Origin of the sequence: Sorangium sp. So ce385 (assembly GCF_051474135.1) — a bacterium.
Classification (GTDB): domain Bacteria; phylum Myxococcota_A; class Polyangia; order Polyangiales; family Polyangiaceae; genus Sorangium; species Sorangium cellulosum_D.
In genome coordinates this window covers 8,660,650-8,673,240 of the sequence record NZ_CP150337.1, presented here as the reverse complement: position 1 = coordinate 8,673,240, position 12,591 = coordinate 8,660,650, and the positions used below count along the sequence as shown (strand labels likewise).

The following is a 12,591-nucleotide window of genomic DNA, read 5'->3' as shown; positions in this document are numbered from 1 at the left end:
GTGTCTCGCACGTCGCCGCCTGAGATAGAATCCGTCTGGCCTTCAGCGCTCGCCAAGCCGGAGCGCAGCGCGAGGGCGCGTAGGCAAATCAAGCCGGAGCGCAGCGCGAGGAAGTGTATCGCAGCAAACCGAAAGGGTGAGACCGCGAGCGTCGTGATGGCTCGGTCCTGGGTCGAAAGAGCGTGGTCCGGGTGGCGCCGAGCGCGCTACGGGGCGCATCGGCGTGCCGTGGGCACACGTGTCCGTCCGGGCGTTGGTCTGGCCCGGGAGGCGTGTCGCGAGACGCTATGCGGCGTCACCGAGCGCCTTGCGGCGCAGAACGGTGCTTTTCGAGTACGGTGGCCGCCACGTGGACGCTGGGAGAGCGTGCTCAAACATCGGTCGGCTCGCCGAGCGCGGAGAGGAAGCGGGCGATGTTCCTTGGCTCGGTCATCATGGCGACGAGCTTCATCCGCCCCTTGCAAATTGGGGACTCGAGGACATCGATCGCCCAAGCTTGCTCACCCCTCCGGTGCCACCGGCAGCCCGAGCAGCCGACCGAGCGCCTCGTGAACGATCCGGGCCGCCACCTCATCCTCGAGGGCGACGGCGCGGCATAGGGTGCTGGCGAGCGAGGCGAATACCGCAGCCCGACGCGACGGATCGGTCACGGTGAGCTCCCCAAGCCCGCGGCTTGGCCGCTGGGCCCGGGTTGGATCCACGCCCTCCGAACGGGTGCGATCCGTCGCCACGCTCTCCCGAAATCCTCGCGGAAGCGACGGCTCGCGACGGTTCGCCACCACCGAACAGTCCCGCCAGAGAAACCGGTCGATGACGAGCGGTCGCCGAAAACAGTAGAGATTTCGATGGCTTCCGCCTGTTTCGGCGCCGAGGGTGGCTCCGGTGTGGCTCAACGGGACGCCCTGCGCCGCCGCGTCTCGTCTGGTGGAGCCGACGGTGCTCGCCCATCCAGAGACCCCTTACGCGGTATTCAAGAAAAGCATACGAGTGGTCAACCTCGAGGTGGGGATCCGGCCAGGCCGGCCGCGCCTCCCGGCGGCGCCGCGCCTCCCGGCGGCGCCGCGCACCCGGCGGCGCCGCGCACCCGGCGCCGCGCCGGCCCGGACGCGCGCGAGCCGTTGAGGGCTCATTGAAGCATGGCCCTCTCGACGCATCGCCGGGGCTCGCTCGTCGACGACGCGGGCGCGACGCTCGAGGTCCATTGAAACGCGCCCGTCAGGCTGCCGATCCGCCGCTCTTCATTGCGAGGGAGTGACCACCGAGAACGCGGCGTCGTCGACCGTCGCCTTCGCCGTGCCGGTCACGACCATACCGACCGCGAGGGACTCGACGTCCGGCGCGACGTCGACCTCGACCGCCGTCTCGCGCCACGCCTTCGAGGCGCTCACCTGCTTCGAGGACGTGCGCCGCTTCGCGCCGCCGTCCGCGATGATGGCCACGAACGCCTCGTCGCCGACGCCCTTGCCCTCGAGCCTCGTTTTCGCGGAGAAGCGCACCCGCTTGCCTCGCAGCGGCCGGGCGTCGATGCGCTCCATGAACGAGCCCGCGCCGAACGGCGCCGGCACGGGCGTGGGCGCGCGATCGATCTGCACCGCGAGCTTGCCGCCCGCGGGCCGGTCCGTGACGAGCTTCGCGCGGTAGACGAGGTTGCGAGGGGAAGCGTCGACCTGCCACTCGAGCGGCGCCGCGCCCGCGGTCCCCTCCTCGAAGCCGCCGTTGGCGAGCGCGGGCCTCGACGATCGATCCTTGCGAGGGCGCTTGCCGTTCGGGGTCGAGCGAGCCGCGGTGGTCTGCGAGAAGAAGAAGAGTGCGTCGAACATCTCGGCCGGCGGCTCGACCTTGAAGGGCTCCTGGTCGTCGGTGCTGAAGACGGAGCCGATCGTGCGCGAGGTCGTCGGGGTGTGCAGCCATGTGGCCGCGGGGCCGGTCGCGGCGCGAAGATCGAGCGCGAACGCCGGCACGCCGGCGCGGGCGAGCGCTCCGTCGAGGCTGCCCGGCGGCGCCGCGCCGACCGTGAAATCGCGCAGGCCCCGCGGCTCCTTGTCCAGCTGCAGCGCCTGGAACGAGCCGCGATCGAAGGCGAAGCCGAAGACGACGAGATCCTTGCCGAGCCTGTCCGCGAGGACGCGGCCCATCGACATCGGCATCGGGCCCGGGCGCCTCTGGACGTGGCCGTTGTGCGCCCAGACCACCATCTTGCTCTTCGGCCCGAGCATATCCATCAGGCGCAGCGCGTTCGCCCCCATCGCCCGATCGCGCACGGAGGAAGCGGAGGCGCGCTTTCGCGACATCTCGCCGAAGTCGGCCAGCACGTGCGCGTGGATGCGCGCGAGCGAGAACCGCTCCTCGCCGAGCTTCTTCACGTCGGCGTCGCGCGGCTCGTCGAAGCGCTGCGCGACCTTCGCGGCCGCGGCCGCGGCGGCCTCCTGCTCCGCGGCGGGGATCTCGTCGAACCGCGCGGCGCTGAAGTCGTCGTCGATCGGCTCCAGCGCCGCCGCGACCTCGCTCCACAGCTCCTTGTCGATCGCGCCGAGGGCGTCCGCCACGGCCTGGGCGCTCGCGGCGGGGAACTGCATGTCGAAGCCGAAGAAGCGCAGCTTCTCCTTGTGCGCCTTGTCCTCGTTGTAGCGGCGCATCCACCGCACCATCTCGACCACCTCCTCGGTTTCCCACGTCCAGAAGCGCATCGCGGAGACGGCCGCGTACGGATCGCCCTTGCCGGTGCGCACGTACTCGTCGACGACGAGCGCCTCGGGGAAGTTGGCCTCGATCGCGAACGCGCGGAAGCCCATCTGCTCGACCAGAAATTCGAGCATGCGGTGCTTCACCTGGAAGAACTCGCGCGTGCCGTGCGTCGCCTCGCCGAGCGCCACGACGCGCGCGTCCCCGACGATCGCGCGGAGCGGCTCGAGGTCGGCGAAGCCGTGGCCCGCCTCGGGCGTCGCGATCGGGATCGCCTTCTGCTGGAGCCACGCGACGACCTCCTCGGGCGGCGGGCGGTCGCGGGGGTTCTGGGGGGTGAGGACCAGGTCGGCGGTCCTGTCGCGATCGAGCTGCACGCTGCCCGTCCGGGCGACCAACGCGTCGGCGGCGACCTCGAGATGGTACGTCGCGGGCGGGAGCTTGACGGCGTAGCTGCCGTCGGCCGCGCTCTCGGTGACGAACAGGTCGGCGGCGAAGTTGCTGAGCCGCGCGAGCCGCACGACGCGCTTGCCGGCGGCGTTCCCGCGTTGATCGGTGAGCCGCCCGCGCAGCGTGAAGCCGCCGCCGCCGAGGCGCACGTCGATCGCGTGGCCCTTGCTCGCGCCGTCCGCGGCGAACACGTCGACGTACGCCGAGGTCGCGTCCGCCGAGGTGATGGTGAGGCCGTAGTCGCCGGGCGCCAGCCCTTCGAAGCAGAACGCGCCGTCCGCGGCCGAGCGTACGATCGCGGCCTCCGTGGGAGCCCCCTCGCGCACGGCGGCCACGAGCGCGCCCGCGACCGGCGCGCCCGTCGGGCCCTTCACGAGGCCGTCGATCATGCAGCGAGCGGCGGGGGCCGGGGTGGGCGCCGCGGAGGCCAGGGCCGAGGGCGATGGCGCGACTGGAGCGGGCGGCGCGGATGGCGCCGCGCTGCACGAAGAGGCGAGCGCGGCGATGGCCGTCAGGGCGGCCGCGACCGTGACCGGGGGCAACGCACGCAGATGGCCAGACGCACGCAGGTGTGGAGCGCTCATGTTCGAAAATCCTCCGGAGGCGCTGGCGAGAGAGGAGCCCGCGGCCCCGCCCGCGCCTGCGGCGTCCCATCGTGGGGCCGCGCCGCCTCGTCGTGTGGGACGGGAACATACCCGATCCACACCGTACGAAGTTATTTTCTTCTTGCGGCTGGTCTCCTGTCCGCGCTCTACCATCGTGCGCCACGAGCGTCGCTCTCGGCCAGTGGAGGTGAAGAAATGAAATATCGAGTTTTCCTGATGGCGTTACCCATCGCGATGATGCAGGCCTCGTGCGCGTTGCCCGTCGACGAGGTGGACGAGGCGGGGGACGTGGCGCTCCCGATCGTCGATGGCACCGAGTGGCCAGCCAGTGTACACAAGTGGATGGCCAGGCTCAGCGTGTCAGGCAACGACGTGTGGTGCGGCGGTACCCTGTTGAAACCGGAGTGGGTGGTCACGGCCGCCCACTGCGTCGACGCGTTCGTCGCGACGCCCTCCTCCGTGACGGTGACCCTCGGCGACCATGATCGAACGAAGAATGAGGGAACCGAGGTGGTACGGCGAGCCGGCCGGATCGTGGTGCACCCGAACTGGAACCCGAGCACAAAGAGCAGTGACATCGCGCTGATCCAACTCAGCTCGCCGGTCGTCCTCGGCGGCGCGCTGACAGGAAACGCGATAGAGCCCCCGAACCTCAGCATGACATGGGATTTCTACGGCTGGGGCAGCACGTCAGCGGCGAGCGGACCATCCGCCGTGCTCAGGTACGCGCGGGGGCACACGGTCGGCCGGCCAATGCTCAGCAATGACGTCTGCGCTCGGGCGCTCGGGCGGCCGCTCGACGAGACGATGATCTGCGCCGGGGGTCCAGGGGATTCAGCTTGCAAGGGTGATGGCGGCGGTCCGCTGATGAAGTGGGGAGGCAGGATGCCCCACAAGCTGATCGGCATCGTGAGCTGGGGCTCGCCGAGCTGCGACTCGTACACCGTGTTCACGAACGCGCCCTATTTCGACGCGTGGGTGAACTCGATCGTGGGCGGCGGCGTCTAGCCCTCCGGCCGAGGCCGCGAGAGACAACGTGTCGAATGAACCGCCGCGCGCGCCAAGATCCCCTCATCTTCTCGGCGCGCTCGGCGGTTCGAAATCTTGCCCTGGACATCGCGCCTCGCCGGGTCGCGCGGGATCTCGCGTCGGACCGGCCAGCGCGGCGGCGCCCGGCGGCGCGCCGCATGGCGTCGCGCTCAGGCGCGCGGCGGGCTCTCCTGGCCGCGGCACCTCGCGCGCGCGCGCGCGAGCGCCGGCCGCGCGGCCATCCGCTCCTGGTAGGCGGCGAGCTCGTCGGGCAGCGCCTTGCCGAGCGCGCCGCGGTAGATCCCGATCGCGGTGCTCACCGAGATGTCGGCGAGCGTGAGGCGCTCCCCGGCGAGAAACGGCCTGTCGCCGAGCAGACCGGCCGTGAAGCGCAGGGCCCGCTCGACGTTCGCCTCGTGCGTGACGACCGACCAGTTGCGCTTGTCCGCCTCCGGCGCGCCGAAATGCGCCGTCAGCAGGGCGTTGACGCCCGCCCCGATCGCGGCTTCGCCGAACACGGTCATCTGCAGCACGCGCGCGAGCGCCGGATCGTCCTTGTCGGGCAAGAGGGGCGTGGGCCCGTACTTCTGCGCCAGGTAAAGCATCATCGCGACGGACTCGTGGATCGCCGCGCCGCCCTCGTCCTCGAGGAACGGCACGTTGCCGAGCGGATGCAGCGCGCGATAGGCCTCGCTCGGCGGATACGAGACCATCTCGACCTCGTAGGGCAAACCCATCTCCTCGCACTGCCACATCACCCGCAGGCCCCTGGCCCCGCGCGCGAAGTTGTAGACCTTGATCATCGGTGGCCTCCTGGATCGCGACCCATGGCTTCGAGAGGCGGGCTGGCCCTGGGTCGGCCTGGGGCATGGAGGCGGGGAGGCAGGGAGCACGATCGATGCTCTCCCCACCTCCCCGCCTTCATGGGGGCTCTTCCAGGCGGCGCGCCCGCGGCCCGCCGGCTACGGCTGCGTCGCCTTGGGATCCATCCACACGACCTCCCAGTGGTGGCCATCCACATCGTAGAAGCTCCATCCGTACATGAAGCCGTGATCCTGCGGATCCAGCGCGTGCGACCCGCCCGCCGCGATCGCCTTCTTCACCATGTCGTCGACCTCGGCCCGGCTGCTGCACGAGAGCGCGAAGAGCCCTTCGGTGTGCGTGCTCGTGCTGCAGATCTCCTTCTTCGTGAACGTCTTGAAGAACGGCTCCGCGAGGAGCATGACATAGGCCTCCTCGCTGACGACCATGCAGGCGGCGTTCTCGTCCGTGAACTGCGGGTTGAACTCGAACCCGAGCTTGCTGAAGAACTCCATCGATCGCTTCAGGTCGCGGACGGAGAGGTTGACGAAGATCTTGCGGGGGTTCTTTGTGGTCATGGCTCGCTTCTCCTTTACCGGGATGGACCTTCGTGAAACGTGAAGCTCATCGGCCCTGCGACGACGGGCTCGCGGTCAGCGCGCGCACGCGGCTGTCGCGCAGCCAGAGGCCCGCCCAGAGGAACGCGGCCACGTAGATGGGGAAGAGCGTGTGGCTGAAGAGCGGGTTCTCGACCCGCACGTGGATCGCGATCGCGCCGCCCAGGTAGCCGGTCCACAGGATCGCGCCGAGCACCGCGGTGCGCGGGATCAGGTAGGCCACGAGGCAGGCGATCTGGAGGTAGCCGAGGGTGGGGACGAGGTGCGCCGGGAACCCGAGCTCGCTGGTCGACGCCTCGGCGGGGAACAGCTTCAGCACCTTCACCGCGGCATCGAACGTCAGGAACAGCGTGGCCAGCCCGCTCAGGACGCGGCCCGCCCACACGGCTCGCCTGGACGGCGCCGCGTCGGGCGCCGCGGCGCGGGCCGTCGCCTTGGCCTGGGGCCCGGTCACGAGATCCTGGTCACGATGAGCGATGCTGGCGGTGGTAACGGTCATGGGTGCCTCCGTGTTGGATTCACCCCCGTAGACCCCCGGCCCCGTCAGGACTCATCGGTCGCTCAGAAAAAAATCGTCGCTCCGTCGCTGGCCGGGCGCCCGCGGCTACGGCCGGCAGGGCGCCCGCGGCCAGGCCGGCAGGGCGCCCGCGGCTACGGCCGGCAGGGCGCCCGCGGCCAGGCCGGCAGGGCGCCCGCGGCCAGGCCGGCAGGGCGCCCGCGGCTAGGCGGGCAGGGCGCCCGCGGCTAGGCGGGCAGATCGAGCGGCAGGCCGAACCGCGGGAAGAGCGTCTCGGTGTCGAGGAAGGACGTCATGCTGACGATGCGGTCCCCCGCGACGTCGAGGACGATGAGCGCCCAGGCCCGGTGGCCGCCCTCCGGCGCCGGGCGGTACTGCGCGAACGCGGGTGAGCCGCTGGCCGCCGTCGGGATGAGCCGCGACCCGCGGCAGCCCGCTCCCGGGCCCACGAGCCAGGCGCGGATCGACTCGTGGCCGCGGAGCCACAGGGTGAACGGCGGCATCGACAGGGTCGCGTCCTGGTGCAGCAGCGCCGTGAGCGCGTCGACGTCGTACCGCTCGAAGGCGTTGACGTAGCGGTCGAGCAGCGCGGACTGCGGCTCCGGCAGCGAGGGGCGCGCGTCGCCGAGATCGCGGCTCGCGAGCGTCGCCCGCGCGCGCTGGAGCGCGCTGTTGATCGCGGCGACCGAGGTGTTGAGGCTGTCGGCGACCTCCGCGGCGGACCAGCCGAGCACCTCCGTGAGCAGCAGCGCGGCGCGCTGCTTCGGCGGCAGGTGCTGGAGCGCCGCGACGAACGCGAGGCGGATGCTCTGGCGGAGCATCGCCCGCTCCGCGGCGTCGATGTCCGCCGGCAGGGCGTGCGCGTCGGGGACGGGCTCCAGCCAGTGGGTGCGCGGGCGCGTCTCGAGCGCGTCGTCCACGGTGCCGACCGGGCCTTCCTCGATGGGGCGCGCCCGGCGCGCGCGGTCGGCCCGCAGGTCGATGCAGACGTTCGTCGCGATGCGGTACAGCCAGGTGCGCAGCGACGAGCGCCCGTCGAACTTATCGAGGCTCCGCCAGGCGCGCACCATCGTCTCCTGGACGGCGTCGTCGGCGTCGACCACCGAACCCAGCATCCGATAGCAGTGTCCGGTGAGCGCCGCGCGGTGCTCTTCGAGTTGGGCTACACTCTCCGACATCGGCCGGACCGTATCATCGGCTCTCCGGCGGGTCCACGGCCAACCGCGCTCGGCGCGGAGCATTCGTGTCTCGGGTGTGGGCCAAAGGACGCTCTCGGGCCAGCCCCGGAACACCCTCGCTGCCTGCAACAGCGCCTGAGCGCCGGAGCCCGCAGACGAGCGCTCTGAAAAGCGACAGAGGGTGGCAATCGTCGCCTCGTCGAGGGAATGACGGTTCCCGCGCCTCGCGACTTCGGCGATCCTGCGATCGATGACCATCGACCGCGCCGTGCTGGAGCAGCTCGATCGGGTCGGCGGCCGCCTGGCGGCGGGCAAGGCCCTCAAGCTGCTCGAGGACATCGCCTGGCCGCGCGAGGTGGAGGAGCGCTTCTTCGCCGCCGGCGAGGACCGCCTCCCCGAGGTCGAGCACCGCGTCGATCGCGACGGGCTCGCGCGGCGCGTCGCCGAGCTGCGCGAGCTCCTCGGGTCCATCGACGGGGACGCGCCGGCGCTCGACTGGCTGCGGGACAACGTCCGCGCGCAGATCCAGGCCGCGGAGCTGCTCGAGGCCGCGGGCACCCGCGCGTTCTCGGCGCGGTCGCGGGAGCTCTACGGCGGCGCGCGCTCGCGGTTCTTCGGCGGCCCGCTCAGGAACATCGATCTCGCCGAGCACCTCACCGAGCGCCTGCGCGTCCACGGCTGGGACGAGGCCAGCGATCCCGAGGAGGAGCCCATCGACGCCGGCGCGCTCCGGGACATGCTCGCCGCCCGCGTGGCCGGCCGGGCGCCGCGGCTCGACATCGAGGTCACCCTCGACCCGCGCGTCACGGCCAAGGTGGTCGCCGGCATGAGCCGGGTCCGCATCCGGCCGGAGGCGACCTTCGCGGCCTGGGAGGCCGAGGGGCTGTGGCACCACGAGGTCGAGACGCACGCGCTCACCGCGCACAACGGCGCGGCGCAGCCGCGGTGCGCGTTCCTGCGCTCGGGCGGCCCCCGCACCACGCGCACGCAGGAGGGGCTCGCCATCTTCGCCGAGCTCTACAGCCGCTCGCTCTCCATCGGCCGCCTCACCCGGCTCGCCGAGCGGGTGCGGCTCGTGGACATGGCCGAGCAGGGCGCGAGCTTCCTCGATCTCTACCGCCACCTGCGCGAGCGCGGGGCCGAGCGCCGCGACGCCTACTTCGACGCCCAGCGCGTGTGCCGCGGCGGGCTCGTCGAGGGCGGCGCGCCGTTCACCAAGGACGCCTGCTACCTGGCCGGGCTGCTCGAGGTCTACGCCTTCCTGGCCGCGGTCCTTCGCGGCGGGCTGCGCGACGAGGTGGAGCTGCTCGTGTGCGGCCGGATCGCGCTCGACGACATCGCGGTGCTGGCGGAGCTGCGCGCCGCCGGCGTGCTGGAGCGGCCTCGCTATCTCCCGGGCTGGCTGCGCGCCTGGCAGACGCTGCTGCCGTACTTCGCGTTCACGTCGTTCATGGACGGCATCGATCTCGGCCCGGTGGAGCGGCACTTCCAGGCGCTGCTCCGCGTGGCCGCCGACGCGCGGCCGGCCGGGGAGGGGAAGCGGCGTCGCGGCCGGCCGCGCGAGGGGTGAGCGGCGAGCCGCCGCGTGGACCGCCGGCGCGCCTGTTTCCTGCGGAGCGGAGGTCTCGTGCTCTCGGGCTCCCGCGCCTTGACCCGGCCCTGTCGAGGGGTGAGGCTGCGCGCATGAAGCAGGCCCACCTCCGCTTCGCGCGTCCGCGCGCGGCTGCGGCGCGCCGTCGTGTCGTCGCGTGGGCGCTGGGCCTGGCTGCCTCGGCGGCCGCGCTTTCCGTGGCCGCGGAGCCGCCCGCGCCTCCTGCGGCGGCCGCGCCCTCCGTGGCCGTGGAGCCGCCCGCGCCTCCTGCGGCGGCCGCGCCCGCCGTGGCCGCGGAGCCGCCGGCGCCTCCTGCGGCGGCCGCGCCCTCCGTGGCCGCGGCGCCGCCCGCGCCTCCCGCCTCGACCCCGGCGCTGGCGCCCCCTGTCGCGCCGGCCGTGGCGGGGGTCCCGCCCGGGGCCACGTGGGAGGCGACCGCCGCCGCGCACGAGGCGCGCATCGCGGCGCTGGAGCGCCAGGCCCGCCGCGTCCACGAGCTCGGCTCCGCGGACGAGCGGCGCGCCGAGCAGCGCCGGATCGAGCTGGAGCTCGCGGCGGCGAGGGCGGCGTTCCGCGACTTCGAGGAGCGGACGACGGAGTGGAACAGCCCGGTGATGATGATCTCGGGGCTCGTCCTCACGACCCTGGGCGGCGCCGCCATCCTCGGCGGCGCGGCGCTGGTCTTCGCGAGCCACGACGACAGCAGCGCCGCGCGCACCGAGGCGTCCGAGGTGGCGATCGCCACCGCGCTCGGCGGCGTGGCCGGGGTCGCCGTCGGCCTGCCGCTCTACGTGTTCGGCAAGCGGCGGGTGCGGCGAGACGACGCGCCGAGCGCGCCTGTCGCGCGGCTCCTCGTCGGTCCGGGCGCCGTGGCTGCGTCGCCCGGCGCAGGCCCCCTGAGCGCGGGGCTGCGCGTCGCGTTCTGAGCGCCGGGCGCGATCACCACCCGCCGAAGCGCTCCCGCACCGCCTCGATCGCCGTCCCCCCGGCCACGACATGGTGCCGCGCGTGCTGCGCGGCGGTCGCGCAGGCGTGGTCGGGCAGGACCCGCAGCGGCGTGCGCGTGCCGATCGAGCACGAGCGCCGGTGTCTCCAGCTCAGCGATATCCATGTTCGATGTGCGCGGCCTGGGGGAGGGCCGCGAGCCAGCGGCAGGCGGCCAAGCGCGAAGCCGGCAAGCCAGCAAGCCAGCAGGAAGACAGGCCTCCTCCACAAAAATTCCTGGGCAAGACCGACGTCGAGTGCTAGTGTCCCTCTCGACGCGTAGCCCGCGTCCACCATGCGCATCTCTCGCTGACACCACGCTCCGTCGCGCGAACCCTCAGGGGCCTACTCACGGTAGCACTCATGGCAGTGCTCGCCGTGGTAGAAGATGAGCGCCTGTTGCCCAGGTAGGCACGGCGCCCCCTGTCTTGTCGCGCATGAGCTGCCACGACGGCGACCCGCGGATCCCCGCGCGAGCTCGCGTCGTGCGCGCGCTGGGACGGAGCGGGGTGACGAGCGGACGAGCCGGAGGCGCTGGAGGCCGACGTCCGGGAGATTCGTGATCTCCTGGCGATCGTCCCTCGCTCGCTGGCCGCGCGCTCGAGGCACCGAGCCGGAGGGTTCGTGGCGCGACGGGCCGAATCGTCCTCTCTCCTGATGTCGAGACGCTGAGTCGTCTCGACGGGGAGCGTGCGGCGAGGCGGACCGTCCCGCCCCGACCAGCGGCGGAGTTGCGTCGAGAGAGCGCCGGTCGAGCGAGCAGGGAGAGGCCCAGACAGACAGCGTCCCTCGGGTTCGATCCGTCCAGAGTCCGGGGACGTACGATGAATGGAGGGTGTATGAGAGTCGGTTCTTCGAAGGTTTCGTTCGGCGTGAGTGCTCTTCCCGATGTGTTGATGACCGATTCCATGGAGGATTCTATGCAGCGACGCGCGCATCTCCCCGTCTCCGATCTCGTGTCGGGCTCGGCCAAATCGCCCGACCGGACGCCTGCGCAGCGAGGGCAGCTCCCCGCGCCGAAGCCCGCGCACCGGGATCCCCGCCCGCCGCGCGGGCTCCCCAACCTGGATCGCTCCCGGCCGGCGGTGAACATCCCGCAGCGCCGCCGCATGGGCGTGCGGTAGAGCCCGCGACGGCTCCCCCGCCGGAGCGCGGGCCCGGGCGGCGGCCCGGCCGCGCGCTCCGGCGGCGCGGGGCGGAAGCCCGCGATTCCGGCGATTGCGCGCCCTCCGGCGGCGCCCTCCCGGCGGCGATCGCGATTGGGCCGGGGCGCAGGCTGCGGTAAGACCTCGCCACCCGCGCGGTCTCGCAGCCGAGCCCCGCCGGGCCCCGACCATGATCCACGCCGAACCGTTCGAAGCCCGCCTCGTCGCCGCCCGGCCTCTCAGCCCTTTCGTGCGCGAGCTCTCGTTCGAGCGCGCCGACGGGCGGTCGTTTCTCTTCGAGGCGGGCCAGTGGGTCAACCTCGTCCTCCCGCTCCCGGGCGGCGAGGTGAAGCGCGCCTACTCCATCGCATCCGCCCCCGACGGCTCCCCGCGCTTCGATCTCGCGGTCACGCTCGTGCAGGGCGGGGCGGGCTCGGAGCACCTGCACCGGCTCGAGCCCGGCGCCACGCTCCGCGCCATCGGCCCGCACGGGCTCTTCACCCGCGATCCCGCGGATTCCGCGCCCTCCTTGTTCGTCGCGACCGGCACCGGCATCACGCCGCTCCGGAGCATGCTGCGGGCCTCCCTGCGCGCGGGGCTGGCCGCGCCCCACCTGTGGATCCTGTTCGGCGCGCGCTTCGAGGAGGACGTCATCTACCGCGACGAGCTCGAGGCGCTCGCGCGCGGCTCCGACCGGATCCGCTACGAGATCACGCTCTCGCGCGGCGGCCCGTCGTGGGCCGGCCGCCGCGGCTACGTGCAGGCGCACGTGCCCGAGCTCTACCGGGAGCTCGCGGAGAAGAGCGGCGATCCGGCGCCGCACGTCTTCATCTGCGGCCTCGATCGGATGGTCTCGTCCGTTCGCGAGCTGGCCCGCGGCGAGCTCGGCGTCCCCCGCAAGCACGTCCACGTCGAGCGCTACGACTGAGCCCAGGCCCCGCCGCGCGAGGCGCCCGCCTCTCCGCGATCTCCGCGGCGGCGCCGCCGGCATC

At 72.6% G+C, this 12,591-nt stretch carries 11 protein-coding genes and 1 pseudogene; 6 read left to right on the top strand and 6 right to left on the bottom strand.

All coding sequences use genetic code 11. The annotated features are described in order from the left end of the window. Positions 1-413 precede the first annotated feature (413 nt). Positions 414-599 (top strand): hypothetical protein, encoded by a 186-nt coding sequence (locus WME83_RS31510; protein ID WP_437313406.1) that lies wholly within the window; start codon positions 414-416, stop codon positions 597-599. A 639-nt stretch (positions 600-1,238) separates the two neighbouring features. Here WME83_RS31510 and WME83_RS31505 read toward each other — a convergent pair. Then, a complete protein-coding gene (locus WME83_RS31505; protein ID WP_437313405.1) occupies positions 1,239-3,521 on the bottom strand; it encodes an erythromycin esterase family protein in 2,283 nt (760 codons plus the stop codon). Positions 3,522-3,932: 411 nt separating this feature from the next. Here WME83_RS31505 and WME83_RS31500 point away from each other — a divergent pair, with 411 nt between their 5' ends. Beyond that, a complete protein-coding gene (locus tag WME83_RS31500; protein WP_437313404.1) occupies positions 3,933-4,745 on the top strand; it encodes a serine protease in 813 nt (270 codons plus the stop codon). Between the two features lie 191 nt (positions 4,746-4,936). On the opposite strand, the gene WME83_RS31495 is transcribed toward WME83_RS31500, so the two are convergent. The 4 genes from WME83_RS31495 to WME83_RS31480 all read right to left on the bottom strand — a co-directional run bounded on the left by WME83_RS31495 (position 4,937) and on the right by WME83_RS31480 (position 7,879). Beyond that, complete coding sequence (locus tag WME83_RS31495; protein ID WP_437313403.1) at positions 4,937-5,569, bottom strand: glutathione S-transferase family protein; 633 nt, start codon at positions 5,567-5,569, stop codon at positions 4,937-4,939. 159 nt (positions 5,570-5,728) lie between these two features. Beyond that, positions 5,729-6,145, bottom strand: coding sequence for a VOC family protein (locus tag WME83_RS31490; RefSeq protein ID WP_437313402.1), 417 nt, complete (start codon positions 6,143-6,145; stop codon positions 5,729-5,731). A gap of 46 nt (positions 6,146-6,191) precedes the next feature. Further along, positions 6,192-6,683 (bottom strand): DoxX family protein, encoded by a 492-nt coding sequence (locus WME83_RS31485; protein ID WP_437313401.1) that lies wholly within the window; start codon positions 6,681-6,683, stop codon positions 6,192-6,194. Between the two features lie 245 nt (positions 6,684-6,928). Next, positions 6,929-7,879, bottom strand: a complete 951-nt coding sequence (locus WME83_RS31480) for a sigma-70 family RNA polymerase sigma factor (RefSeq protein ID WP_437313400.1) — start codon at positions 7,877-7,879, stop codon at positions 6,929-6,931. A gap of 250 nt (positions 7,880-8,129) precedes the next feature. Between WME83_RS31480 and WME83_RS31475 the strand changes: the two genes are divergently transcribed. Then, positions 8,130-9,449 (top strand): flavohemoglobin expression-modulating QEGLA motif protein, encoded by a 1,320-nt coding sequence (locus WME83_RS31475; protein ID WP_437313399.1) that lies wholly within the window; start codon positions 8,130-8,132, stop codon positions 9,447-9,449. Between the two features lie 113 nt (positions 9,450-9,562). Next, a complete protein-coding gene (locus tag WME83_RS31470; protein ID WP_437313398.1) occupies positions 9,563-10,396 on the top strand; it encodes a hypothetical protein in 834 nt (277 codons plus the stop codon). A 13-nt stretch (positions 10,397-10,409) separates the two neighbouring features. Here the strand turns inward: WME83_RS31470 and WME83_RS31465 are convergent. Beyond that, positions 10,410-10,541 (bottom strand): annotated as a pseudogene (locus WME83_RS31465) (DSD1 family PLP-dependent enzyme); the annotation flags it as partial. 833 nt (positions 10,542-11,374) lie between these two features. On the opposite strand from WME83_RS31465, the gene WME83_RS31460 reads away from it, so the two are divergent. Then, the gene (locus tag WME83_RS31460; RefSeq protein ID WP_437313397.1) at positions 11,375-11,578 is read left to right on the top strand and encodes a hypothetical protein; all 204 of its coding nucleotides are present in this window, start codon (positions 11,375-11,377) and stop codon (positions 11,576-11,578) included. Positions 11,579-11,789: 211 nt separating this feature from the next. Continuing rightward, positions 11,790-12,527: a ferredoxin--NADP reductase gene (locus WME83_RS31455; protein ID WP_437313396.1), complete on the top strand. Its 738-nt coding sequence runs from the start codon at positions 11,790-11,792 to the stop codon at positions 12,525-12,527. Positions 12,528-12,591 lie beyond the last annotated feature (64 nt).